The 22,784-nt window shown below is 69.9% G+C and carries 24 protein-coding genes; 15 read left to right on the top strand and 9 right to left on the bottom strand.

Annotated features, from left to right (window positions below):
* Position 1 precedes the first annotated feature (1 nt).
* Genes AC07PU_RS27340 through AC07PU_RS27320 form a run of 5 tightly spaced genes read left to right on the top strand, consistent with a single transcriptional unit; the run spans position 2 to position 4,050 of the window.
* Positions 2 to 988: an aliphatic sulfonate ABC transporter substrate-binding protein gene (locus AC07PU_RS27340; protein ID WP_495321605.1), complete on the top strand. Its 987-nt coding sequence runs from the start codon at positions 2 to 4 to the stop codon at positions 986 to 988.
* A 1-nt stretch (position 989) separates the two neighbouring features.
* Positions 990 to 1,835, top strand: a complete 846-nt coding sequence (locus tag AC07PU_RS27335) for an ATP-binding cassette domain-containing protein (RefSeq protein ID WP_495321604.1) — start codon at positions 990 to 992, stop codon at positions 1,833 to 1,835.
* A gap of 31 nt (positions 1,836 to 1,866) precedes the next feature.
* Positions 1,867 to 3,156, top strand: coding sequence for an O-acetylhomoserine aminocarboxypropyltransferase/cysteine synthase family protein (locus tag AC07PU_RS27330; RefSeq protein ID WP_495321603.1), 1,290 nt, complete (start codon positions 1,867 to 1,869; stop codon positions 3,154 to 3,156).
* A 21-nt stretch (positions 3,157 to 3,177) separates the two neighbouring features.
* On the top strand, positions 3,178 to 3,774 hold the full coding sequence (locus tag AC07PU_RS27325) for a malonic semialdehyde reductase (RefSeq protein ID WP_057593384.1): 597 nt from the start codon (positions 3,178 to 3,180) through the stop codon (positions 3,772 to 3,774).
* Between the two features lie 60 nt (positions 3,775 to 3,834).
* Positions 3,835 to 4,050, top strand: coding sequence for a TOBE domain-containing protein (locus tag AC07PU_RS27320; RefSeq protein WP_042579699.1), 216 nt, complete (start codon positions 3,835 to 3,837; stop codon positions 4,048 to 4,050).
* Between the two features lie 74 nt (positions 4,051 to 4,124).
* On the opposite strand, the gene AC07PU_RS27315 is transcribed toward AC07PU_RS27320, so the two are convergent.
* From AC07PU_RS27315 to AC07PU_RS27305, 3 genes are read right to left on the bottom strand one after another with little or no spacing between them, the layout of a single operon-like run.
* The gene (locus tag AC07PU_RS27315) at positions 4,125 to 4,856 is read right to left on the bottom strand and encodes a DUF4261 domain-containing protein (protein ID WP_495321602.1); all 732 of its coding nucleotides are present in this window, start codon (positions 4,854 to 4,856) and stop codon (positions 4,125 to 4,127) included.
* A 52-nt stretch (positions 4,857 to 4,908) separates the two neighbouring features.
* Entirely contained in the window at positions 4,909 to 5,256 is a 348-nt protein-coding gene (locus tag AC07PU_RS27310) for a hypothetical protein (protein WP_495321601.1), read from the bottom strand.
* Between the two features lie 26 nt (positions 5,257 to 5,282).
* The gene (locus AC07PU_RS27305; protein WP_495321600.1) at positions 5,283 to 5,855 is read right to left on the bottom strand and encodes a hypothetical protein; all 573 of its coding nucleotides are present in this window, start codon (positions 5,853 to 5,855) and stop codon (positions 5,283 to 5,285) included.
* Between the two features lie 222 nt (positions 5,856 to 6,077).
* On the opposite strand from AC07PU_RS27305, the gene AC07PU_RS27300 reads away from it, so the two are divergent.
* From AC07PU_RS27300 to AC07PU_RS27280, 5 genes are all read left to right on the top strand, one after another.
* Positions 6,078 to 6,557, top strand: a complete 480-nt coding sequence (locus tag AC07PU_RS27300) for a rhodanese-like domain-containing protein (protein ID WP_495321599.1) — start codon at positions 6,078 to 6,080, stop codon at positions 6,555 to 6,557.
* Positions 6,558 to 6,589: 32 nt separating this feature from the next.
* A complete protein-coding gene (gene epsC / locus AC07PU_RS27295) occupies positions 6,590 to 7,501 on the top strand; it encodes a serine O-acetyltransferase EpsC (RefSeq protein ID WP_093341541.1) in 912 nt (303 codons plus the stop codon).
* 7 nt (positions 7,502 to 7,508) lie between these two features.
* Entirely contained in the window at positions 7,509 to 7,778 is a 270-nt protein-coding gene (locus AC07PU_RS27290) for a helix-turn-helix domain-containing protein (RefSeq protein WP_057593379.1), read from the top strand.
* A gap of 133 nt (positions 7,779 to 7,911) precedes the next feature.
* Positions 7,912 to 8,844: a family 2A encapsulin nanocompartment shell protein gene (locus tag AC07PU_RS27285; RefSeq protein WP_490876913.1), complete on the top strand. Its 933-nt coding sequence runs from the start codon at positions 7,912 to 7,914 to the stop codon at positions 8,842 to 8,844.
* A gap of 6 nt (positions 8,845 to 8,850) precedes the next feature.
* Positions 8,851 to 10,842 (top strand): family 2A encapsulin nanocompartment cargo protein cysteine desulfurase, encoded by a 1,992-nt coding sequence (locus tag AC07PU_RS27280; RefSeq protein ID WP_495321598.1) that lies wholly within the window; start codon positions 8,851 to 8,853, stop codon positions 10,840 to 10,842.
* Here AC07PU_RS27280 and AC07PU_RS27275 read toward each other — a convergent pair.
* Together AC07PU_RS27275 and AC07PU_RS27270 are read right to left on the bottom strand one after the other, a co-directional pair.
* The gene (locus tag AC07PU_RS27275; RefSeq protein ID WP_495321597.1) at positions 10,839 to 11,834 is read right to left on the bottom strand and encodes an alpha/beta hydrolase family protein; all 996 of its coding nucleotides are present in this window, start codon (positions 11,832 to 11,834) and stop codon (positions 10,839 to 10,841) included. The two genes, AC07PU_RS27280 and AC07PU_RS27275, sit on opposite strands and share 4 nt — an antisense overlap.
* Positions 11,835 to 11,854: 20 nt before the next feature.
* Entirely contained in the window at positions 11,855 to 12,709 is an 855-nt protein-coding gene (locus AC07PU_RS27270; protein WP_495321596.1) for an AraC family transcriptional regulator, read from the bottom strand.
* A 107-nt stretch (positions 12,710 to 12,816) separates the two neighbouring features.
* On the opposite strand from AC07PU_RS27270, the gene AC07PU_RS27265 reads away from it, so the two are divergent.
* Positions 12,817 to 14,175, top strand: a complete 1,359-nt coding sequence (locus AC07PU_RS27265) for an NAD(P)/FAD-dependent oxidoreductase (RefSeq protein WP_495321595.1) — start codon at positions 12,817 to 12,819, stop codon at positions 14,173 to 14,175.
* 23 nt (positions 14,176 to 14,198) lie between these two features.
* Here the strand turns inward: AC07PU_RS27265 and yjjJ are convergent, their stop codons facing one another.
* The 4 genes from yjjJ to AC07PU_RS27245 all read right to left on the bottom strand — a co-directional run bounded on the left by yjjJ (position 14,199) and on the right by AC07PU_RS27245 (position 18,849).
* On the bottom strand, positions 14,199 to 15,518 hold the full coding sequence (gene yjjJ, locus AC07PU_RS27260; RefSeq protein WP_495321594.1) for a type II toxin-antitoxin system HipA family toxin YjjJ: 1,320 nt from the start codon (positions 15,516 to 15,518) through the stop codon (positions 14,199 to 14,201).
* Positions 15,519 to 15,630: 112 nt separating this feature from the next.
* On the bottom strand, positions 15,631 to 16,572 hold the full coding sequence (locus AC07PU_RS27255) for a ketopantoate reductase family protein (RefSeq protein WP_490877900.1): 942 nt from the start codon (positions 16,570 to 16,572) through the stop codon (positions 15,631 to 15,633).
* A 65-nt stretch (positions 16,573 to 16,637) separates the two neighbouring features.
* The gene (gene solA / locus AC07PU_RS27250; protein ID WP_495321593.1) at positions 16,638 to 17,852 is read right to left on the bottom strand and encodes an N-methyl-L-tryptophan oxidase; all 1,215 of its coding nucleotides are present in this window, start codon (positions 17,850 to 17,852) and stop codon (positions 16,638 to 16,640) included.
* Between the two features lie 13 nt (positions 17,853 to 17,865).
* Entirely contained in the window at positions 17,866 to 18,849 is a 984-nt protein-coding gene (locus tag AC07PU_RS27245) for an aliphatic sulfonate ABC transporter substrate-binding protein (protein WP_495321592.1), read from the bottom strand.
* 197 nt (positions 18,850 to 19,046) lie between these two features.
* Here AC07PU_RS27245 and AC07PU_RS27240 point away from each other — a divergent pair, with 197 nt between their 5' ends.
* From AC07PU_RS27240 to AC07PU_RS27225, 4 genes are all read left to right on the top strand, one after another.
* A complete protein-coding gene (locus AC07PU_RS27240) occupies positions 19,047 to 19,880 on the top strand; it encodes an ABC transporter substrate-binding protein (protein WP_495321591.1) in 834 nt (277 codons plus the stop codon).
* Positions 19,881 to 19,893: 13 nt separating this feature from the next.
* Positions 19,894 to 20,595 (top strand): amino acid ABC transporter permease, encoded by a 702-nt coding sequence (locus AC07PU_RS27235; protein ID WP_495321590.1) that lies wholly within the window; start codon positions 19,894 to 19,896, stop codon positions 20,593 to 20,595.
* Positions 20,592 to 21,323 carry an amino acid ABC transporter permease gene (locus AC07PU_RS27230; RefSeq protein ID WP_495321589.1) on the top strand — a complete coding sequence of 244 codons (732 nt, stop codon included), beginning with the start codon at positions 20,592 to 20,594 and terminating at the stop codon, positions 21,321 to 21,323. Before AC07PU_RS27235 ends, AC07PU_RS27230 begins: the two co-directional genes overlap by 4 nt.
* Positions 21,324 to 21,384: 61 nt before the next feature.
* On the top strand, positions 21,385 to 21,942 hold the full coding sequence (locus AC07PU_RS27225; protein WP_057593371.1) for an NADPH-dependent FMN reductase: 558 nt from the start codon (positions 21,385 to 21,387) through the stop codon (positions 21,940 to 21,942).
* The last annotated feature ends 842 nt before the right edge of the window (positions 21,943 to 22,784 follow it).

Below are 22,784 nucleotides of genomic sequence, written 5' to 3'. Positions count from 1 at the left end.
AATGACGCACACGACCATCTCCCGCCGCCAGGCGATCGCGACGCTCGGCGCAGCCGGCGTGCTCGGCCTGACGGGCACGCCCGGCGCCTTCGCGCAGGGCACGGCCGCGCGGCCCGCCACCGTGCGCCTGGGCTACCAGAAGTCATCGACATTGATCGCGGTGCTCAAGGCGCAGGGCGTGCTCGAGAAGCAACTCGCGCCGCTCAACGCCACCCTGAGCTGGCACGAGTTCACCAGCGGCTTGCCGCTGCTCGAGGCGCTGAACCTCGACAACCTCGACATCAGCGCCGACGTGGCCGACACCGTGCCGGTGTTCGCGCAGGCGGCCGGTGCCGAGCTGACCTTCATCGCGCAGGAAGCGCCGTCGCCCGCGGCGCAGGCGATCCTGGTGCGCGAGGACTCGCCGCTCAGGACCGTGGCCGATCTGAAAGGCAAGAAGGTCGGCTTCGCGAAAGCGGCCGGCGCGCACTACCTGCTGATCGCCGCGCTCGACAAGGCCGGCCTCTCGTTCAAGGACATAGCGCCCGCCTACCTGACGCCGGCCGACGGCCGTGCCGCCTTCGAGAAGGGCGCGATCGACGCCTGGGTGGTGTGGGACCCGTTCCTCGCCGCCGCGCAGCGCCAGTCGAAGGTGCGCGTGCTGGCCGACGGCGCGGGCATCGCGTCCTACCAGCGCTACTACCTCGCGAGCACCAAGTTCGCGAAGGCGCGGCCCGACGTGCTGCGCGTGGTCTATGCCGAGCTCGAGAAGACCGGCAAGTGGGTCAAGCAGAACCCCAGGGAGGCGGCCGCGCTGCTGTCGCCCGTGTGGGGCCTCGACGCCGCCACCATCGAGCAGGCCAACGGCCGCCGCAGCTACGCGGTGCGGCCGGTGGTGCCCGAGGTGCTCGGCGAGCAGCAGCGCATCGCCGACGCCTTCCTGGCCGAGAAGCTGCTGCCCAAGAAAATCAATGCGCTCGACGTGGCGCTGTTCAAGCCTGGAGCCTGAGATGAGTGCCGTCCTCGACCGACCGCAGAACGACGCGCCGCTGGCGATCCCCGGCGGCGTGCGCCTGGAAGTGCGCGGCCTGCACAAGCGCTACGGCGAACGCGAGGTGCTGCGCAACACGCAGCTCGCGATCGAGCCGGGCCAGTTCATCGCCATCGTGGGCCGCAGCGGCTGCGGCAAGAGCACGCTGCTGCGCCTGATCGCCGGCCTCGAGGAGGCCTCGTCCGGCGCGCTCTACACCGACGGCAAGTCGGTCAGCGGCCTGCACGACGACACCCGGATCATGTTCCAGGAGGCGCGCCTGCTGCCCTGGCGCCGCGTGCTCGACAACGTGACGCTGGGCCTGTCGAAGGACGCCAGGGCGCGCGGCAAGGAGGTGCTGGCGCACGTCGGCCTGGCCGACCGCGAGAACGAATGGCCGGCGCGCCTGTCGGGCGGCCAGCGCCAGCGCGTGGCCCTGGCGCGCGCGCTGGTGCACCACCCGCGGCTCTTGCTGCTCGACGAGCCGCTGGGCGCGCTCGATGCGCTCACGCGCATCGAGATGCACCGGCTGATCGAGAACCTGTGGCAGCGCCACCGCTTCACCGCGCTGCTGGTCACGCACGACGTGCAGGAAGCGGTGGCGCTGGCCGACCGCGTGATCCTGATCGAAGACGGGCGCATCGCGCTCGACGAGAACATCGCCCTCGCGCGTCCGCGCTCGCAGGGCGATCCGGCCTTCGCGGCCATCGAAAAACGCATCCTCGACAGGGTGCTGCAAAAGCCCGGGGCAACCGAAGAGGCTGAAGGCGGCACCGAAGCAAGCTGGCTCGGCAAGCCCGCGCATGAACTGCGCTGGGCGATCTGAGCGTTCCTTCCTCCCATCTGAAAGGCTTCGCATGTCGCAAAACTGGAAATTCGAGACCCTGTCGGTGCACGCCGGCTATTCGCCCGACCCGACCACGCGCGCCGTGGCGCCGCCGATCTACCAGACGGTGGCCTACGCCTTCGACAGCGCGCAGCACGGCGCCGACCTGTTCGACCTCAAGGTGCCGGGCAACATCTACACCCGCATCAACAACCCGACGCAGGACGTGCTCGAGCAGCGCATCGCCGCGCTCGAGGGCGGCATCGCCGCGCTGGCGCTGGCCTCGGGCCAGGCGGCCGTGACCTACGCGATCCAGACCATCGCGGAAGCCGGCGACAACATCATCAGCAGCACGGCGCTCTACGGCGGCACCTACAACCTGTTCGCCCACACGCTGCCGCAGTTCGGCATCACCACGCGCTTCGCCGACCACCGCGATCCGAAGAGCTTCGAGAAGCTGTTCGACGAGAAGACCAAGGCGGTGTTCGTCGAGTCGCTGGGCAACCCGGCCGGCAACGTGACCGACATCGCGGCCATCGCCGAGATCGCCCATCACCACGGCGTGCCGCTGATCGTCGACAACACCGTGCCCTCGCCGTACCTGAGCCGGCCGATCGAGCATGGCGCCGACATCGTGGTGCACTCGCTGACCAAGTACCTCGGCGGCCACGGCACCAGCATCGGCGGCGCGATCGTCGATTCGGGCAAGTTCCCGTGGGCGCAGCACAAGCAGCGCTTCAAGCGCCTGAACGAACCCGACGTGAGCTACCACGGCGTGGTCTACACCGACGCGCTCGGCCCGGCCGCCTACATCGGCCGCGCACGCGTGGTGCCGCTGCGCAACACGGGTGCGGCGATCTCGCCGTTCAATGCCTTCCTGATCCTGCAGGGCATCGAGACGCTGTCGCTGCGCGTGGAGCGCATCAGCGACAACGCGCTGGCCGTGGCACGGCACCTGAAGGCGGACAATTCGGTGAAGTGGGTCAACTACGCCGCGCTCGAGGACCATCCCGACCATGCACTGGCGCAGAAGTACCTGGGCGGCAAGGCCAGCGGCGTGCTGACCTTCGGCATCGAGGGCGGCCGCGAGGCGGGCGCGAAGTTCCTCGACGCGCTCAAGCTGTTCACGCGCCTCGTCAACATCGGCGACGTGCGCTCGCTCGCCACCCATCCGGCCTCGACCACGCACCGCCAGCTCTCGCCCGAGGAACTCGCGCGCGCCGGCGTGAGCGAGGAGACCGTGCGCCTGTCGGTCGGCATCGAGCACATCGACGACCTGCGCGCCGACCTCGACCAGGCGCTGGCCGCGGCCTCGGCCTGAAGCAGGGGCGAAAGCAAAACCATGACAACACTGCAATCCATTCCCGACGCCGCGCTCGACCAGCTGTTTCGCAAGGCGCGCACCGTGCATGCCTTCAAGCCGGTGCCCGTGAGCGACGAGACCATCCGCCAGCTCTACGAGCTGCTGAAGTGGGGCCCGACGGCCTACAACGCCCAGCCCGCGCGCTACGTGTTCGTGCGCAGCGAGGAGGCCAAGGCCAGGCTCAAGCCCGCGCTGTCGTCGGGCAACACCGCGCAGACGCTGGCCGCGGGCGTGACCGTGATCGTGGCGCACGACACGCGCTTCTACGACCACCTGCCGGTGCTGTTCCCGGCCTACGACGCCAAGCCCTTCTTCGAGAAGAGCGCCGAGGCGGCGCAGGCCACGGCGTTTCGCAACAGCAGCCTGCAGGGCGCCTACCTGATCCTCGCGGCGCGCGCGCTGGGCCTCGATGCCGGGCCGCAGTCGGGCTTCAACGCCGAGCTGGTCGACAAGGCCTTCTTCCCCGACGGCCGCTGGCGCGCCAACTTCCTCGTCAATCTCGGCGTGGCCGACCACGCCGGCACCTTCGAGCGCGGGCCGCGGCTCGCGTTCGACGACGTGGCCGAGATCGCCTGAGTGCCACGTCCTTCCTTCACCGATCCATCCATCCACACCATCCAACCAAAGGGAACCATCATGTCCATCCAAGCCATCAACGTGCGCAACCAGTTCAAGGGCAAGGTCCGCGAGATCATCCGCGGCGACGTCGTCTCCGAAGTCGACGTCGAGACCGCCTGGGGCATCGTGACCTCGGTCATCACCACGCGCTCGATCGACGAGCTGCAGCTCAAGGTCGGCTCCGACGTCGTCGCGCTGGTGAAGTCCACCGAAGTGTCGATCGCCAAGCTCTGAATCCCCTGGAGTGCGCGTGGCGCATTCCCCCTCGGCCCGGCGCCAGCGATGGCGTCGGGCTTTTTTTCGTCGGCTCAGAGCGGGACGAGGCGCCAGAAACCGTAGGGGTTGTGGAACAGCGAGTCCGGGCCGTAGGGCTGGTCCTGTGTTTCCTCGATGCGGTAGCCCGGCGCATCGCGCGCGACCGAGAAGGTCTGGCCCGCGCGGATCTCGGGCTCCTCAGCGTAGAGGTAGTGCGTGAACGCGCGCAGCAACTCGACGGCGGCCGCCATGTCGTCCTGGCCGTCGGTGACCGCGTCGCGCAGGCCGAGGTTGTGCATGCCGCAGGAACTCACGGGCTCGCCCGTGAGGTAGAGCACCAGCGCCCGGTGCGCGAAGAACAGGTGCAGGTGCTCGCAGTGGTCGAGCCAGGCCGCCGGCGTGTGCGCGAGGCCCGTGCTCTCGACCTTCACGCCCAGCCCGCCCGCGCGCACCAGCGCGGCACCGGCCTCCATCAGCGAAGTGGCGTTCTCGTGGCTGCCGCCGGAACCGACCAGGTAGACCACCGAGCGGTGCCCGTCGACGGCCTCCATCTCGGGCGTGTCGCGCCAATGCGGCGCCGCGGCGCGGAAGGCATGGGGCATGCGCTCGTCGGGGCCTTCGAAGACCAGCTCGCAACTGAAGCGCGTTTGCGCGCACATCAGGATGCGGCCGGCGAACAGGTAGCCGCTGTCGCTCTCGATCAGGTCACGGATCAGTTCCGTGGTGTCGGTCCAGGGGCCTGGGATGCACAGGACCATCTCGGGGAGGTCGGCGGGCTCGCTCACGTGGGTGCCTTCTCGGTGCTGAAAGCGGCCATTCTGCCGTCGGCCCCGCAGCTCAGTACTTGATCGTGATGCCGGCCTTCACGCCGTTGTTCTGCTTGCCATCGGATTCGACGCCGGCCGAGAACGAGGTGTTGCCGCCCGTGCTGCCGCCCACCGAATAGATCGGGCGCGAGCCCGAGGTGTCCATGCCGCCATAGGCCGCGGCGCCGCTGGGGCGTTGCACGCCGATGGTCGCGCCGAGGGTGTCGGCCGATTTCTCGGTGGGCGCGATCTTGGGCGCGACGTAGAGGATGGTGCCGTCGTCGGTCTTCACCGGGAGCTTGGGTTCGTCGGCCCAGGCGAGGGCGGCGGCCGTGCAGCCGGCGGCCAGGACCAGGGAGGTCGAGAGGAGTCTGCGCATGCGTCGGGGGAGGATGTCGTCGGGGTTCAGGAGGTGGCCCTGGCGCGCCAGGGCAGGCCCGTCAGGATATCGAAGGCGTGCTCGGTCTCGCCGATCCGGATCACGAAGACGTAATCGTTTGTCAGTCCCTGCTGGCGCGCGCCGAGCACCTTGTAACCGGCGCGTCCCGAGGGCACCTCGTAGGTGGGTCCGAATTCGGCGCCCAGCGCGAGCAACTCGCGCGTGGTCCAGGTCTTCAGCAACCGGCCGCCGAGATAGAAGCCGAACGCGGCCTGTGGGCCCGCGGACGACGGCTCCAGCTCGCGGTCGAGCCGCATCAGCGCGACCTGGCCCGCGATCGGGCTCCACGCCAGCAGCAGGCGGCCCGGGTTGAACCAGGGATAGCGGTCGATGGCTTCGTCGCCGGTCTTGCGCACGCGGTAGACCGTGGTCGTTCCGGCGTCGCCCGTGTCGGAGTCGGGTATGCATCGGGCGTAGAAGACACCATCGGGGCCGGCCACGACGTAGGCGATGTTCGACATCGCGCGCGCGGCGAACACGCCGCCGGGCAGCCCGACGATGCCCGAGAGCAGTGCCAGTGAGAGGGATCTGCGTTGCATGAATGCACTCCCGAAGCGATGGGGCGGGGACTGTAGCGCCGGGCCTGCAGGGTGGCTTCAGCTTCCCTTCAGCCCCTGGAATGACGCTTAGAACGCCCGGTTGTTAAGAATCGACTTTTCAGTCGTTTGAGGATCGCGGACGGGCTCCTACAGTGATGGTCATCGCCACCAACGGCGCATGCATCCATCCCGACAGCAACGCACACCAGGAGCCCGCACACCATGTCCGTGGAAGTTGAAGACCTCGTCCTGCCCGAAGCGCTCGAACAGGCGCGCGCCCATGCCGCCGAAGCCGGCTGGCCCTATGCCGGCGGGGTAACGCCGCCCGTGGCCTGGCAACTGGTGCAGGAAGGCAAGGCAGTGCTGGTCGACGTGCGTTCGGGCGAGGAACGCAAGTTCGTCGGCCACGTGCCCGAGAGCCTGCACGTGGCCTGGGCCACCGGCACCGCGCTCACGCGCAATCCGCGCTTCGTGCGCGAGCTCGAGGCCAGGCTCGCGAAGGACGGCGGCAAGGATGCCGTGGTGCTGCTGCTGTGCCGCAGCGGCAAGCGCTCGGCGCTCGCGGCCGAGGCCGCCGCCAAGGCCGGCTTCTCGCAGGTCTACAACGTGCTCGAAGGCTTCGAGGGCGAGATCGACGGGCAGCAGCATCGCGGCGGCTCCGACGGCTGGCGCTTCCATGGCCTGCCCTGGGTGCAGGACTGATTTCTCCCCACGCACAGAAGGAAGAACGGCCCATGGCCCATTTCGAAGTCGCGGAGATCGTTGCCGCGCTGCATGCGGTGCGCAACGAATGGCGCGACCTGCAGCGCCGCTCGCGCGAACCCGGCGCGCGCGAGTTTCCCTCGCGCGACGCGCTGGCCCAGATCGTGGAATCGCTCAAGGGCGCGCTGTTTCCGATGCGGCTCGGCCCGCACGACCTGCGCCACGAGAGCGAGGATTTCTACGTCGGCCACACGCTCGACGCCGCCTTGCAGGCGTTGCTGACGCAGGCCCGGCTGGAACTGCATTTCAATGCGCGCCATGCACCGCGCAGCGCGAGCGAGATCGACGAGGCCGCCACCGCGGCGGTGCGCAGTTTCGCGAACCGCCTGCCCGAGCTGCGCCGGCTGCTCGACAGCGACGTGCTCGCGGCCTACCAGGGCGACCCGGCCGCGCGCAGCGTCGACGAGGTGCTGCTGTGCTATCCGGGCGTGCTCGCGATGATCCACCACCGGCTCGCGCACGAGCTCTACCGCCTCGACCTGCCGCTGCTGGCGCGCATCGTGGCCGAGCTCGCGCACGGACAGACCGGCATCGACATCCATCCGGGCGCGCGCATCGATGCCGGCTTCTTCATCGACCATGGCACCGGTGTCGTGATCGGCGAGACCGCGGTCATCGGCAAGCGCGTGCGGCTCTACCAGGCCGTGACGCTGGGCGCCAAGCGCTTTCCGACCGATACCGAGGGCAACCTGCAGAAGGGCCTGCCGCGCCATCCGGTGGTGGAGGACGACGTCGTGATCTACGCCGGCGCCACCATCCTCGGGCGCGTCACGCTCGGCAAGGGGGCCGTCATCGGCGGCAATGTCTGGATCACCGACGACGTGCCGCCGGGCGCGAGCGTCACGCAGGCCAGCCTGCAGAAGAACAACGCACCGAGGGGGTGAACACACCATGAATGCATTCGTCGAAGATTTCGGAGTGGCCGTGCGGCAGTTGCGCGAGGCCCATGGCTGGTCGCAGGAACAGCTCGCGGAGCGCTCGGACCTCAACCGCTCCTACGTGGGCGAGGTGGAGCGCGGCCGCGTGATCCCCTCGATCGTCACCGCGCACAAGCTCGCCACCGCGCTCGAGATCAACATCGTGCATCTGCTGTCGCGCTGCGAGCAGCTCGGCCAGTCGCGCCTGGCACGCCGGATCAACTTGGCGGCTATAGCCTGTTGAGGGGAAACCCTTGGCGCCGGGACACTCCCGCCGTCAGTCGCGTTCGTCCCTTTTCTTCATTCCCACGGCCTTTCGGAGTCGCCGGCACCGCTCGCGGTGACCCGGTGGGCCTGACCACATCGGAGTTTTCTTCATGACCGCAACCGTCGGTGGAACCACCGCGCTCGGCGACAACGCCGCAAGGCAGTTGGCCAATGCCACCAAGACCGTTCCCCAGCTCGAGACCATCAGCCCGCGCTGGCTGACGCACCTGCTGCAATGGGTGCCGGTGGAGGCGGGCATCTACCGCGTCAACAAGGTCAAGAACCCCGAGTCGATCAAGGTCACCTGCACCTCGCGCGAGGAAGAGAACCAGCTGCCGCGCACCTTCGTCGACTACGAGGAGAACCCGCGCGAGCACTACCTCAATGCCGTGAGCACCGTGCTCGACGTGCACACCCGCATCTCCGACCTCTACAGCAGCCCGCACGACCAGATCAAGGAACAGCTGCGCCTGACGATCGAGACGATCAAGGAGAACCAGGAGAGCGAGCTCATCAACAACCCCGACTACGGCCTGCTGGCCCAGGTCAGCGAAGAGCAGCGCATCTTCCCGCTGACCGGCGCGCCCACGCCCGACGACCTCGACGAGCTGCTGACCAAGGTCTGGAAGGAACCGGCCTTCTTCCTCACGCACCCGCTGGCGATCGCCGCCTTCGGCCGCGAAGCCACGCGCCGCGGCACGCCGCCGCCGACCGTGAGCCTGTTCGGTTCGCAGTTCATCACCTGGCGCGGCATTCCGCTGATCCCGTCGAACAAGGTGCCGGTGGCCGACGGCAAGAGCAAGATCCTGCTGCTGCGCGTGGGCGACAAGCGCCAGGGCGTGGTCGGCCTGTTCCAGCCGGGCCTCGCGGGTGAACAGAGCCCGGGTCTGTCGGTGCGCTTCATGGGCATCAACAACCATGCGATCGCTTCCTACCTGATCTCGCTGTACTGCTCGCTCGCGGTGCTGACCACCGATGCGCTGGCGGTGCTCGACGACGTCGAGATCGGCAAGTACCACGACTATCCCGACACCTACAAGTAAGCCGCGGTGAGCTCCCCACTGACTCCAGGCGGCCTGCCTTCGGTGCCGTCGTCCGCCGAGGCGCCGTTCGATCCGGCGCTGCTCGCGCGCATGGCGAGCGCGATGTTCGCGGCGCTGCCGGGCACGCCGCCGCCTTCGCTGCAAGGCTCGTCGCCGGCAGCTTCGCTGCCGGGTGCCGCCAGCGGCCTGGTGCCGGGCGCGCAGTTTCCCGCCAACATCGCGCCGCCGGGTTCGCCGCTCGTGAGCCCGGCCGGCTTCGGGCCCAGCGTGCCGGGCACGCCGATCCCGCAGGGGCAGCTGCCTGGCACCAACCTGCTGCCAGCCTCGCCCACGCAACTGCCTTCGCTCGCGAACCGCGCGCCCGCGCTGCTGCCGCATGCGGTGGCCGGCAACGGCGTGCCCGATACCGTGCTGTCGGTGGCGCCGGCCTTCGAGCCGCGCTCGGGCGGCCACGTGCTCGGCGTGCCGCCGGTGCAGCCCTCGCAGGCTGCATCGAGCGCCGCCTCGCCGTACTACTTCCTCGGCGGCAACCATGGCCAGCCGGCCGGTGCCGGCGGCTTCGCGGTGCACGATCCCTTCGCCGACCTCGCGGCGCTGGCCGTGTCGCGCGAGCCTGCCGCGCCGCTGTCCGCGCCATCGGCACCGGCCAACGGCCGCGATGCGCAGTTCTACTTCGTCGACGCGGTGCGCCTGCCCAGCGGCTTCGTCACGCCGGCCAAGGCCGATCCGCGCGGACCCGAGGCGGTGCCGCTCGCCGGCAGCGGCCAGCATCCGCCGTTCGACGTCAACGCCGTGCGGCGCGACTTCCCGATCCTGCAGGAGCGCGTGAACGGCAGGCAGCTCGTGTGGTTCGACAACGCGGCCACCACGCACAAGCCGCAATCGGTGATCGACCGCATCGCCTACTTCTACGAACACGAGAACTCGAACATCCACCGCGCGGCGCACGAGCTGGCCGCGCGCGCCACCGACGCCTACGAAGGCGCGCGGGAGCGCGTGCGCAAGTTCATCAACGCGCCCGAGGTGGAAGAAGTGATCTTCGTGCGCGGCACCACCGAGGCCATCAACCTGGTGGCCAAGAGCTGGGGCGGCCAGCACGTGGGCGAGGGCGACGAGATCATCGTCTCGAACCTCGAGCACCACGCCAACATCGTGCCGTGGCAGCAACTCGCCGCCGCCAAGGGCGCGAAGCTGCGCGTGATCCCGGTCGACGACTCGGGCCAGGTGCTGCTCGACGAGTACCGCAAGCTGCTCAACGACCGCACCAGGATCGTCGCCGTGACCCAGGTGTCGAACGCGCTCGGCACCGTGGTGCCGGTGAAGGAGATCGTGGAACTCGCGCACCGCGCGGGCGCCCGGGCGCTGGTCGACGGCGCGCAGTCGGTCTCGCACATGCGCGTGGACGTGCAGGACATCGGCGCCGATTTCTTCGTGTTCTCGGGCCACAAGGTGTTCGGACCCACCGGCATCGGCGTGGTGTGGGGCAAGCGCGAGGTGCTCGAGGACATGCCGCCGTGGCAGGGCGGCGGCAACATGATCGCCGACGTGACCTTCGAGAAGACCGTGTTCCAGCCGATCCCGAACAAGTTCGAGGCCGGCACCGGCAACATCGCCGACGCGGTGGGCCTGGGCGCGGCGATCGATTACGTCAACAAGGTCGGCATCGAGAACATCGCGCGCTACGAGCACGACCTGCTGGTCTACGGCATGGCGCAGCTCGGCGCGATTCCCGGCGTGCGGCTGATCGGCACCGCGGCCGACAAAGCCAGCGTGATGTCCTTCGTGCTCGACGGCTACAGCACCGAGGAGGTGGGCCAGGCGCTCAACGAGGAAGGCATCGCGGTGCGCACCGGCCACCATTGTGCGCAGCCGATCCTGCGCCGCTTCGGCGTCGAGACCACGGTGCGGCCCTCGCTGGCCTTCTACAACACCTTCGACGAGATCGACCGGCTCGTGGCGGTGGTGAGAAGGCTCGCGGGCCAGCGGCGCGCGGGCTAGTTCGGCGACCCGAGGTGCTGCCTGAAGAAGGCCAGCACCTCGGCGTTGAAGGCCGCATGGAAGGCCGTGCGGTCGAAGCCCGGGCCGTCGCGGCAGATCTCCGGATTCACCGCGAGCTGCGCGGCGGAGCAGGGCGCGAGAAAGCCGAAATGGCCGGCCTTGTCGGCCACGCGCCAGTCCGGGGCCGCCGGCAGGTTGCGCCGAACCGCAGCCACGTTGTCGGGCGTGACGCCGTCGCCCCCGTATGCCGAGGCCCAGAGCTGCACCGGCACCTTCACCTGTTTCAGGCTCTCGGCATCGAACAGCATGCTGAGCGGATCGGCGATCACCGCGGCCTTGATGCGCTCGTCGTGCGCCAGCGGTGCCGCGAGCAGCGCGCGAAAGCGCTGCCGCATGGCTAGACAGGCCGGACCCTGCGGCGCCGAGGCGCAGGGCGACCCGGGCAGCGGCGGCAGCTTCTCGAAATCGGGCCGCGCGCCGATCAGCACCAGGCCCGTGTAGCCGCCGCGCGAGAAGCCGTAGAAGCCGACCTTGCCGGCCGCGAGCTGCGCATGCGCGGGCCAGCGCGCGAGCATGTGGTCGACCAGGCGGCGGATGTCGGTGGTGCGCGTCGCGAGCGCCACGATGCTGTCCTCGGGGCCGCCGCGGATGCGGAAGTTGTCGTCCGAGTGATTGATCGCGGCGACCACGAAGCCCGCGTTCGCCAGCGCCTCGGCCGTGTCGTGGTGGCCGAGGAAGGAGCCGCCGTAGCCGTGCGACAGCACCACCAGCGGCAGCCGCTCGCCCGCGATCGGGCAGTCGCGCACGCCGGACAGGGTGTTGCGCTCGAGCTGGACCTGGCCATCGGGCGCGGCGCAGGGCGTCCATACCGCGCCGCGCAGCGCCGGGCCGTCGGCATCGGCCGGTATCTCGAGGGTGCTGAAGCCCGCGGCCTGGGCGCAGGCCGCCCCCAGGCCGAGCGCGAGGGGAAGAAGGAAGCGAAGCAGGTTCATGGCGGCAGTGAAGACCGGGATCAGCCGGCGGGACGGATCGGAATCAGCAGGTCGGTGCGCAGCGCGGCCGGCGCGACCTGGCGCGGCGAGTTCAGGTAGTGCTCGAGCGTGGGCCGGTCGTCGGGCTCGTAGCCGCTGCCGGGCAGCCAGCGTGCGTAGAGCGCGTAGACGGCGGCGTTGATGCGCGTGTAGGGCCCGGCAAGGGTGTGCACGGCGTAGAGGCCGCCCGGCATGTCGAAGGCCTCGATCTCCGCGTCGCCGGCTGGCCAGGGATCGGGCGAGGCCGCCGCCACGTAGTAGCGGAAATCCGGCCGCGCCTCGGGATTGCCGCAGGAGATGCCGAACCAGCCCGACACGCGGCGCGGGCCCAGCCGGGCGCGCAGCCGCCGGTGCGTGTGCGGGATGGTGGAGGCCGGCCCGTGGTGGCGCAGCGCATGCACCGGCTGCGCCGGGCGCTCGACGATCCGCACGGCGGGTGGCGCCTCGTCGCTGCGGTTCCGCGCCACGGGCATCGCATCGAGCACCACCGCATGCATCTGCTGCTGGAATTCGCGCGGCGATTGCCCGGTGAACTGGCCGAAGGCGCGCGTGAAGGCCTGCGGGCTCTCGTAGCCCACGGCCAGCGCCACGTCCGTGATGCTCTGGCCGCCGCGCACGAGCAGCCGCGTGGCCATGGCGAGCCGCACGCGCCGCACCGTGGCGGCCACGGTCTCGCCCGCGACGCTCTGGTAGATGCGGTGGAAGTGGAAGGGCGAGAAATGCGCGAGCGCCGCGAGGTCCTCGAGCCGGTGGTTCGCCATCGGGTCGGCCACGATGGCCGCGACGGCGCGCGCCACGCGTTCGCGGTAGTCGTGTTCGGCGCGGGGGGCGGTCATGCCCCGCAGTGTGCCGCCGGGCGGCGGCGGCCGCTTAGCCGACTTTGCGGAGTCCGCGACGCACAGGCTATGCTTTGCGGTCGTCGACAACGTAGCCTGTCCCTCGCATGTCCCAGCCTCCCGTTTCCACTCCCGCCTCCTCGGTCACCGACGAATCCTGCGACGTGCTCGTCGTGGGCGGCGGCCCCGCCGGCTCCACCGTGGCCGCGCTGCTCGCCCAGCAGGGCCGCAAGGTGGTGCTGCTCGAGAAGGCGCAGCACCCGCGCTTCCACATCGGCGAATCGCTGCTGCCGGCCAATGTCGAGCTGTTCGACAAGCTCGGCGTGCGCGACCAGGTCGAGAAGATCGGCATGCCGAAGTTCGGCATCGAGTTCGTCTCGCCCGAGCATGAGCACCGCAGCTACGTCGACTTCGCCGAGGGCTGGGACAAGTCGCTCGACTCGGCCTGGCAGGTGCGCCGCTCGGAGCTCGACGAGCTGCTGTTCCGCAACGCCGCGTCGCGCGGTGCCGAGGCGATCGAGGGCTGCCGGGTGCGCGACGTGAGCTTCGACGCCGACGGCGCCACGGTGCGCACGCAGATGGACGACGGCGAGCGCCGCAGCTGGCGCGCGCGCTTCGTGGTCGATGCGACCGGCCGCGACACCCTGCTGGCCAACCAGTTCCGCTGCAAGGAGAAGAACCCCGAGCACAACAGCACCGCGCTGTTCGGCCATTTCCGCAACGCCAAGCGGCTCGAGGGCCGCAAGGAAGGCAACATCAGCATCTGCTGGTTTCCGCACGGCTGGTTCTGGTTCATCCCGCTGGCCGACGGCACCACCAGCGTGGGCGCGGTCTGCTGGCCCTACTACCTGAAGTCGCGCGAGAAGCCGCTCAAGGACTTCTTCTACGACACCATCGCGCTGTGCCCGGTGCTGGTCGAGCGCCTGAAGGACGCCGAGCTGGTCGACGACGCCGTGCACGCCACCGGCAACTTCTCGTACGCCAGCACCCATGCCACCGGCGACCGCTACCTGCTGCTGGGCGACGCCTTCGCCTTCATCGACCCGATGTTCTCCTCGGGCGTCTACCTCGCGATGCACAGCGCCTTCGACGGCGCCGAGGCCGTGGCCAAGGCACTGGACCGCCCGATGGAGTACGCGGGCGCGCGCGCCGACTTCGAGGCCATGATGCGCAAGGGCCCGCGCGAGTACTCGTGGTTCATCTACCGCGTGACCAACCCGACGATCCGCGAGATGTTCATGTACCCGGGCAATCCCTTCCGCGTGAAGGAGGGCCTGATGTCGCTGCTGGCCGGCGACATCTACCGCGGCACGCCGTTCTGGCGCGCGCTGGGCATGTTCAAGGTGCTGTACTACTTCATCTCGGCGATGCATCCGCGCCGCACCTGGGCCGGGTGGAAGCGGCACCGCGTCAACATCCAGGACATGGGGATGTTGAAGGGGGAGACGATCCTCAAGTCGGATTGAGCCTGCGCGCCGCAGCGGCGGCTTCAGCGGGGGGCGGCGAGCCGTGCGTTCTCGCGCGCGGTGGCGCGGAAGCCGGCCGTGATGCGCGTGTCGGCGGCGGCAGCCCGCCAGAACAGCGCGGCGAGTTCGCGAGCGCGCGGCCATTCCTCGAGGGTGTCGACCGTGGGCACCAGGCTGCCGGCCGCAAGTTCGCGCGGTGGCAGTTCGCCGTTGACAGGGGCATAGAGCGTCGGCAGCACGTCGTAGGCGGGCGCCAACCGCCAGTGGCCATCTTCGATCAGCAGCGAGATGTTGCCGTAGTGCCTGTCGGTGTTGCCGATCAGCCGGCCGAAGGCTTCGAGGAAGCGCAGGCGCCCAGCGTCGTCCGCCGACAGCAGTTCGCGCGAGGCCATGCGGTTGGCGGTGGCGGCCCAGTTGTCGATCTTGCCGACATGCTGCGCGTCATAGGCCATCAGCGACACCATGCCGATGCGGCCGTGCGCGGTGCGGTCGAAGCGCTCGACCTCGAGGAAGACGCGGCCGGCCTCGAGTAAGACCTGTGTGGTGGCGGCTGCGACACCGGCGTCCTGCAGCGTGCGCAGCGCGAGGTGCTCGCACACCAGCAGATCGCGTGCGCGACGCTCGGCGGCCGAGCTGCCGGAGGGCGAGAACTTGACGATCACCTGCCGGCCTTCGCGCACCGTGCAGAACTTGGGCTGCTCGCCGCCGGCCGACGAGCCCGGCAGACTGCCCTGCATCGCGCGGTCGGCCATCGCGGGATAGTCGGCCGTCGTCACCGATGGTGTCGGGCGCGTGGCGATCGCCTGGAAGCGCTCGAAGGAACCGACGCCGACCACGAGGCTTCCCGGCAGGTCCTCGCCAACGAGCGCCAGGGCCTGGAGGATCTGGTCGTCGGTCCAGTGTTCGGGATTGGCGGGCAGGCCGAGTTCGGGGTGCCCCTGGGCGAAGGCGCGGCCGATGAAGCCCTGCGGCCGCATGTCGGAGATGAACCAGGGCAGGCCGTCGTACAGGGCGCCGACCCCCTCCCGTTCGTCCATCCAGCACCGGCCGCCATGCAGCGGCACGAGGCGGCCGAAAGGCGCGGGCTTGCCTTGCGCATCGATCCTGACGACCGGAACCTCGGTGCCCACGCGCTCGACGGATCGCGGCGCCACGTAGGTTTGCGAGCGCGCGGCGCCGACCTTGAGAAGCTCGGCGCTGCGCACCAGTGGCGCCAGCGCGCGCGACGCCGTGGGCTGGCTGACGCCGAGCCGGGCCTGGACCTCGGCGCTCGTGGCCGCGCCCTGCGCCTGGATGAAGGCGAGGGCGGTTTCAGCCGGGGTGGCGGCGGAAGAGACAGACATTGAATACCAATGTGAATAGATAAATTATTCTATTCTTCATTGGAAAATGCCGAAACTGAATGGATTTGTGAATAGATACTCGGAGCAACCGGGCCGGCGGCGCCCGGCCGGCTCAGTTCGCCGCGCCCTGCGCGCGGGCGCGCTGCACCTCGTAGGCCTTGAGGTGCACATAGGCGATGCGCAGCACCGAGGGCACGGCGGGCGCGGGCTGCGGTGCGCGGCTCAGCAGGTCGCCGAGGATGTGGTCGGCTTCGACGGCGCCGCCGCGCGCGAGGTCCTTGTACATCGAGGCGGTGATCGGCGAGCCGGCGGCGGTCATGAAGGCATGGCCGCGCTCGATGGCGCCGGGGCGCACCGCGAAGCCGTTGTGCGCGGCGATGGCGGCGCATTCGTCGAACAGGGCCAGCGCCACGTCCTGGCCGCCCGCGGCGACCACGTCGCCGATGGCGCCGCGCATCAGGCTGGTGAGGCCGGCGATCGAGGCGATGAAGACCCACTTCTCCCACATGTCCTGCAAGACGTTGTCGCTGGCCTTGGCCTCGAAGCCGGCGCCCTCGAACTGCTGCTGGATCGCCTGGATGCGCGGCGGGATGCCGCCGGCGCGGTCGCCGTAGGTGAGGCCGTGCGAATCGTTGAGGTGCAGCACCCGGCCCTCGTCGTCGAGCGTGGCCGAGATCAGGCACAGGCCGCCGAGCACGCGCGCCTCGCCGAAGCGCTCGACCAGGGCGTCGATGTGCTGCATGCCGTTGAGCAGCGGCAGGATCATCGTCTCGGGGCCGACGGCGGGCGCGAACGAGTCCATGGTCGAGGCCAGGTCGTAGGCCTTGCTGCCGACCACGACCACGTCGTAGGGGCCGCCGATGTTCTCGGCCGACACGTGGGGCGGCGAGGGAATGTGCAGGTTGCCCTGCGGGCTCTGGATCACGAGGCCGGTGGCCGCGATCTGCGCCGCGCGTCGCGCGCGCAGCAGGAAAGTGACGTCGCGTCCCGCCGCCAGCAGGCGGCCACCGAAATAACCACCGAGTGCGCCGGCACCCACCACCAGAAATCTCATCGCGCTTGCTCCTGAATCAGACAAAGAACCGGCGGCGATGATGCCCAAGAACGCGCAAGGCTGCTCTACGCCACCGGCTTCTCCAGCAGCCGCTGGCGGGCAAAGGGCGAGAGGTCGAGCGTGCTCGCGCGCCCCAGCACATGATCGGCGATGGCATCGCCGAGCCCGGCCGAGTGCTTGAAGCCATGGCCCGAGCAGGCCGAGACCACCAGCACGCCGGGCAGGCCGTCGAGCGCGTCGATGACGAAGCGGCGGTCGGGCGTCACGGTGTACATGCAGGCGCGGGCCTTGAGCGCACGGCCCTCGATCTGCGGGAAGCGTCCGGCCACGCGCTCGCGGAACATCGCGGCGCTTTCCTCGGGCCGCACGCTGCGGTCGATGGCGTCGGGCGTGGTGGCTTCCACGTACTGCTCGGTCGCGACCTTGAGCGCGGGCTGCGCGGGGTCGGAGGACGGAAAACCGTACATGTAGTCCTCGGGCCCGTCGCCGAACATCCAGATGAAGACGGGGAAGCGGCCAGGCGCGAAGTCGGCGGCGGCCGCGCCGGTGTCGAACCAGTGCATGACCTGACGGTGCACCGAGAAGTCGCGCTGCCAGTCGGCGCGCGCCTGCCGGCCGAGGAACTCGGGCAGCCAGGCGCCGGCCGCGACCACGACGCGTCCGGCCTCGAAACTCGCTGTTTCGGTGCGCACGCGCACGGTGTCGCCGTTGCCCACGGGCTCGACGGCCAGCACCTTCTCGCCGGTGCGCACCTGCGCGCCAGAGGCGCGCGCCACCGCGAGCTGGGCCTCGATCGCCGCCTCGGGCCGCACGAAGCCGGCCTCGCGCTCGTGGTAGCCGATCTCGTCGCCCTGCAGCTGGAACTGCGGGAAGCGCGCGCGGATGCCGGCCGCGTCGAGCACCTCGTGCGCGATGCCGAAGCGCTCGGCGCAGGCGATGGTGCGGCGCACGAAGTCGGGCTTGCCGTGGTGCTCGGCCACCCGGCCCTGCGGCGCAAGCACCAGGCCGCCGGTGGTGGTCATCAGTGAGCGGCCGGTGTGCGCTTCCAGTTCGCGCCAGATGGCGTGCGAGCGCTGCACGAAGGGCACGCACTCGTCGCCTTCGCCGATCGCGAGCCGCGTGATGCGCGAATCGCCATGGGAGGAGCCGAGTTCGTGCGGCGGCGCGAACTGGTCGATGCCGAGCACGCGCGCGCCGCGTTGCGAGAGCTGGTGGAGCGTGGCGGCACCGAGGGCGCCGAGGCCGATGACGATGACGTCGTAGTGGGAGCTTGAAGTCAAGAGGGCAGCGGTGTCAAACGAGGTTCAGGTCCAGGAAGGCGTCCTTCACCTCGATCGGTTTGGGAATGAGCTTGAGCTGCGCGAACACGTCGGCCAGGCCCTGCTGTTCGCGGGCGATGGCCGGCGTGAGCGCGACCACGCCATATTGACGCCGTTCGGTCGCGAGCGCCAGCACCTTGGGCTCGACCTTGAGCTGCGGCGCCAAGGTGGCCACCACCTCGGCCGGATGGGCCTGGGCCCAGTCGTTGGTCTTGCGCAGCTCGGCGAACACGGTGCGCAGCAGATCGGCATTGGCGCGCGCGAACTCGGGCTGCGCGAAGTGGTAGGTGCGGTTGCCGCTGAGGCCGGTGCCGTCGAACAGCAGGCGCGATTCGGTGGCCTGCTGCGCGCCGGCCAGGAACGGGTCCCACAGGCCGATCGCGGCCACGCTGCCCGACTGGTAGGCCGCCACGGTGTCGGAGGCGGTGACGATGTAGACCGGCTCGATGTCCTCGTAGCGCAGGCCCGCGGCCTCGAGTGCGCGGATCAGCACGTACTGCGTGTTGTAGCCGCGGCCCGTGACCACCTTCCTGCCCTTGAGGTCGCGCACGCTGCGGATCGGCGAGTCGCGCGGCACCAGGAAGCCGACGCCGCCGGGGTAGGGGCTCTCGGCCGCGAGATAGACCAGGCCCTTGCCGCTGGCCTGCTGGAACACGCCGATGCCGTCGGAGGCATGGCCGAAGTCGATGGCGCCGGCGGCCAGCGCCTCCGACAGCTGCGCACCGCCGAGGAACTCGGCCCATTCCACCTTCACGCCCGCGGGCGCGAGCGCCTGCTCGAGCCGGCCCGTGCCCTTGAGGATGTTGAGCGTGTTGAACTTCTGGTAGCCGATGCGCAGGGTCTTGGCGCGTGCCTGCGCGAACAGCGGCGTGGCGGCCGCGGCGATGGCGGCACCGGCACCGGCGCGAAGCACGAGGCGCCGCGAGAGGGCGGAGGAGGACGGACGGGGAGTGTTCATGGCGATGCCGCGCGCGGCGCGGTGGGAGAAGTGAGCGGGAAGGCCGGCGACTCTAGGGGCCACGCGCGCATCGCGCGACGAAGCTTTTCGCATGAGCTCATGCGCAACTCCGCGGGGCATATGCAAGCGGAAATTGCTTCGTTGGACGCGGCGCGCGCGCTGCCTAGAGTCGCGGCTTTTCATTCCGAAGAGCAGGCATGACCCGCAGCACATTCATTCTCTCGAGCCTGGCACTGGCCATCGGCTCCTTCACCCTGTCCGGCGCCGCCTGGGCCGATCGGCTCGACGACGTCAGGAAGGCCGGCGTCCTGCGCGTGGCCGCCTTCGACGGCAACCCGCCCTTCGGCTACATCGACCCGGCCAGCAAGAAGCAGGTGGGGCACGACATCGACCTCGCGACCGAGTTCGCCAAGAGCCTGGGCGTGAAGATCGAGCTGGTGCCGACCAACCCGGCCAACCGCATCCCGCTGCTGACCTCGGGCAAGGCCGACGTGGTGTTCGCGAGCTTCACCATCACCGACGAGCGCGCCAAGGCGGTGGACTTCACCACGCCGTACTTCCTGGTCGGCCAGCAGTTCCTCGCGAAGAAGGGCCTGCTGAAGGACGTGGCGCAGATCAACGAGATCCGCATCGGCACCGAGAAGGGCACGACGATGGAATCGAACCTGCGCAAGAACTACCCCGAGGCCAAGGTCGTGCTCTACGACGATTCGCCGTTCGCGCTGGCGGCGCTGCGCAACGGCAACGTGCAGGCCATCACCAACGACGGCGTGAAGCTCACGGCGCAGTGGAACGCGCTGCCCGACAAGGAGAAGTACGAGATCCCGGCGATCACGGTCTCGAAGGAGTACCTGGGCGCGGCCGTGCCGAAGGGCGAGACGCGGCTGCTCGAGGCGCTCAACACCTGGCTGGCCGAGAGCGAGAAGAACGGCCGCGCGCTGGCGATCTACGACACCTGGTTCGGCCCGAACAGCAAGGCGCCGCTGCCGCGGCTGCTGAAGATCGGCGACCAGCGCGTGGCCTCGCGCTGAAGGCGCCACGGCCTTGATCGATCTCCTGCGCGAGCAGCTGCTCGCGCCGCGCTACCTGGGCTGGCTGCTCGACGGCTGGCTGACGACGATGTGGAGTTCGCTGCTGGTGGTGGCCGGGGCCACGGTGCTGGGCGTGGTGGTCGCGGCCGGCCGTTCCTCGGACCGGCCCGCGCTGCGGCGCGCCACCGCGGCCTATGTCTCGCTGTTCCGCAACACGCCGCTGCTGGTGCAGCTCTTCTTCTGGTACTTCGGCGCGCCCTCGGTGCTGCCCGAGGCCGCGCGCGAATGGCTCTACGCGGGCCACGTGCTGTCGTTCGAGCTGCTGTCGGCGCTGGTCGGGCTCACGCTCTACGCGGCCGCCTACGTGGGCGAGGACATCCGCTCGGGCATCCGCGGCGTGCCCGTGGGCCAGACGCTGGCCGCGTCGGCGCTGGGCTTCACGCGCGCCCAGGTGCTGGCGCAGGTGGTGCTGCCGCAGGCGCTGCGCATCGCGCTGCCGCCGCTGCTGGGGCAGTACATGAACATCGTCAAGAACACCTCGCTCGCGATGGCGGTCGGGTTGGTCGAGCTGTCCTATGCCTCGCGGCAGGTGGAGGCCGAGACCTTCAAGACCTTCCAGGCCTTCGGCATCGCGACCTTGCTCTACATCGCGACCATCGGCGCGATCGAGCTGCTGGCGGCCTGGGCCGCGCGGCGGCAGGCGAGGGCGGCATGACGGTGTTCGAGACGCTGTGGGACAGCCTGCCGTACCTGCTGTGGGGCGCCTTTCCACAGGGGCCATTGGGCGGCGCCGCGCTCACGCTGCTGCTGAGCGCCGGCTCGGCCGTCGCCTCGGCGCTGCTGGGGCTGGCCGGGGGCATCGGGCTCGCGACGGCGCGCGGCGGCCTCAAGGCGCTGCTGGTGCTGGTGCTGGGCTTCCTGCGCGCCATCCCGGTGCTGATGCTGATCTTCTGGACCTACTTCCTGCTGCCCTTCGCCTTCGGCGTCAGCGTGCCGGGCGTGCTGTCGGTGATGTGCGCGCTGTCGCTGGTGGGCGGCGCCTACCTCGCGCACGCGGTGCACGCGGGCATCCGCGGCGTGGGGGCCGGGCAATGGGCGGCGGGGCTGTCGCTCGGGCTCACGCGCTGGGGCACCTTGCGTGTCATCGTGCTGCCGCAGGCGCTGCGCATGATGCTGCCCTCGTTCGTCAACCAGTGGGTCACGCTGGTGAAGGACAGCTCGCTGGCCTACATCGTCGGCGTGGGCGAGCTGTCGTTCGTGGCCGCGCAGGTGAATGCGCGCACCATGGTCTATCCGGCCGAGATCTTCATGCTGGTGGGCGCGATCTACTGGCTGCTGTGCAGCGGGCTCGACCGGCTGGCGAACGCGTGGCTGCGGCGGGCGCGCACCGATGGCGCCGAGGCCAAGAACTTTTCCGGAAAAGGTCTTGAACGCTTCGCATAATCGCCAGCGTCATTTCGACGCCCTTCTTCACTACGACTCTCTCATCCAAGGAGCTTCACCCATGGCCCAGACCCGGATCGCCGTCATCGTCGGCAGCCTGCGCAAGGACTCGTTCAACCAGAAACTGGCGCTCGCGCTGGCCAAGCTGGCGCCCGAGGACTTCACCTTCGAGCACGTGCGCATCGACGACCTGCCGCTGTACAACCAGGACGACGACGGCAACCAGGCGGCGTCGGTCAAGCGCCTGAAGACCGAGATCGCGGCGGCCGACGGCCTGCTGTTCGTCACGCCCGAATACAACCGCTCGGTGCCCGGCGTGCTGAAGAACGCGATCGACCATGCCTCGCGCCCCTACGGCCAGAGCGCCTGGGCCGGCAAGCCGGCCGGCGTGGTCGGCATCTCGGTCGGCGCCATCGGCACCGCGCTGGCGCAGCAGCACCTGCGCAACGTGCTGGCCTACCTCGACGTGCCCACGCTCGGCGCGCCCGAGGTGTTCCTGCAGACCAAGGACGACCTGTTCGACGACAAGGGCCACATCGGCAACGAAGGCTCGAAGAAGTTCCTGCAGGGCTGGATGGACAAGTACGTGGGCTGGATCAAGAGCCACAAGGCGGCCTGAGCACGGTTCGCACGCGGGTTCAATAGAGGATCACCAGCACGGTCTCGCCGCCGAAGGCCTCGTCGCGGGCCACGGCGGCCGTGACCGGCCGGGTGGCGACCTTGCCCGCCTTGCCGTCCTTGTCGATCCTCGGCGGCAAGGGCGCGTTCAACTGCACGTAGCGCACCTGCGCCGGCGCGGCGGCGAACTCGGCCACCGCGCGCAGCGAGGCCGCGCCGGGCGGCGGCGCCACGGCCTGCATCTGCTGGTTCACGCGCTGCGAGAGTTCCTGCAGCGCCTTGAGGTCGCCGCGCCGCCGCGGCCTGCAGCTCCTGCTTGATCGAATCCATCGACTTCATCGCCGCCTCCTGCTGCTTGCGACCCGGCACCTGCGAGCCGTCGAAGGTCTTCTGGCCCTTGGCCACCAGCTGCAGCACCTGCTCGGGCGACAGCCGCGTGGTGAAGACCGCGCGGCCTTCGCGCGCGTCGCTCGCGAACGGGCGCCAGCGCAGCGTGGCCGCATCCTTCGCGCCGACGGCGCTGGCCCGGCCCAGCCGCGTGGCATCGGGCTGCTCGTCGGGCACCAGCGCGCCGAAGCCGTTGCGCTGGCCGGCGCGCATCCACGGTCCCAGGCCCTTGCGGAAGCGGTCGTCCTGCACCTCGAGCATCTGGCGCGCGATCGCCCGCACGCCGGGCGAGGTGTGGTCGAGCGCGGCCAGCACCGCCTCGCGGTCCTCGGGCGAGCCGATCTTGCCCAGCCTGCGCAGGCCCATCTCGGCCAGCATGGGGAAGCGGGCGCGCGCGGCGCTGCGCAGCACCTCGCGGTCGATCTCGCCGCGCGACTGCAGCATCTGCAGTTCGCC

Source organism: Variovorax sp. GW821-FHT10D07, from assembly GCF_059415325.1.
Note: the sequence above shows the minus strand (reverse complement) of the source record. Positions and strands in the feature narration are given on the sequence as shown.

Coding starts and splice junctions, on each gene's coding strand:
- AC07PU_RS27265 (WP_495321595.1), top strand. CDS start 12,817: ATGTCCCAGCCTCCCGTTTCCACTCCCGCCTCCTCGGTCACCGACGAA.
- AC07PU_RS27240 (WP_495321591.1), top strand. CDS start 19,047: ATGACCCGCAGCACATTCATTCTCTCGAGCCTGGCACTGGCCATCGGC.
- AC07PU_RS27270 (WP_495321596.1), bottom strand. CDS start 12,709: ATGACCGCCCCCCGCGCCGAACACGACTACCGCGAACGCGTGGCGCGC.
- AC07PU_RS27230 (WP_495321589.1), top strand. CDS start 20,592: ATGACGGTGTTCGAGACGCTGTGGGACAGCCTGCCGTACCTGCTGTGG.
- AC07PU_RS27300 (WP_495321599.1), top strand. CDS start 6,078: ATGTCCGTGGAAGTTGAAGACCTCGTCCTGCCCGAAGCGCTCGAACAG.
- AC07PU_RS27335 (WP_495321604.1), top strand. CDS start 990: ATGAGTGCCGTCCTCGACCGACCGCAGAACGACGCGCCGCTGGCGATC.
- AC07PU_RS27255 (WP_490877900.1), bottom strand. CDS start 16,572: ATGAGATTTCTGGTGGTGGGTGCCGGCGCACTCGGTGGTTATTTCGGT.
- epsC (WP_093341541.1), top strand. CDS start 6,590: ATGGCCCATTTCGAAGTCGCGGAGATCGTTGCCGCGCTGCATGCGGTG.
- AC07PU_RS27320 (WP_042579699.1), top strand. CDS start 3,835: ATGTCCATCCAAGCCATCAACGTGCGCAACCAGTTCAAGGGCAAGGTC.
- AC07PU_RS27275 (WP_495321597.1), bottom strand. CDS start 11,834: ATGAACCTGCTTCGCTTCCTTCTTCCCCTCGCGCTCGGCCTGGGGGCG.
- AC07PU_RS27325 (WP_057593384.1), top strand. CDS start 3,178: ATGACAACACTGCAATCCATTCCCGACGCCGCGCTCGACCAGCTGTTT.
- AC07PU_RS27285 (WP_490876913.1), top strand. CDS start 7,912: ATGACCGCAACCGTCGGTGGAACCACCGCGCTCGGCGACAACGCCGCA.
- AC07PU_RS27310 (WP_495321601.1), bottom strand. CDS start 5,256: ATGCGCAGACTCCTCTCGACCTCCCTGGTCCTGGCCGCCGGCTGCACG.
- AC07PU_RS27330 (WP_495321603.1), top strand. CDS start 1,867: ATGTCGCAAAACTGGAAATTCGAGACCCTGTCGGTGCACGCCGGCTAT.
- AC07PU_RS27305 (WP_495321600.1), bottom strand. CDS start 5,855: ATGCAACGCAGATCCCTCTCACTGGCACTGCTCTCGGGCATCGTCGGG.
- AC07PU_RS27245 (WP_495321592.1), bottom strand. CDS start 18,849: ATGAACACTCCCCGTCCGTCCTCCTCCGCCCTCTCGCGGCGCCTCGTG.
- AC07PU_RS27290 (WP_057593379.1), top strand. CDS start 7,509: ATGAATGCATTCGTCGAAGATTTCGGAGTGGCCGTGCGGCAGTTGCGC.
- AC07PU_RS27225 (WP_057593371.1), top strand. CDS start 21,385: ATGGCCCAGACCCGGATCGCCGTCATCGTCGGCAGCCTGCGCAAGGAC.
- yjjJ (WP_495321594.1), bottom strand. CDS start 15,518: ATGTCTGTCTCTTCCGCCGCCACCCCGGCTGAAACCGCCCTCGCCTTC.
- AC07PU_RS27340 (WP_495321605.1), top strand. CDS start 2: ATGACGCACACGACCATCTCCCGCCGCCAGGCGATCGCGACGCTCGGC.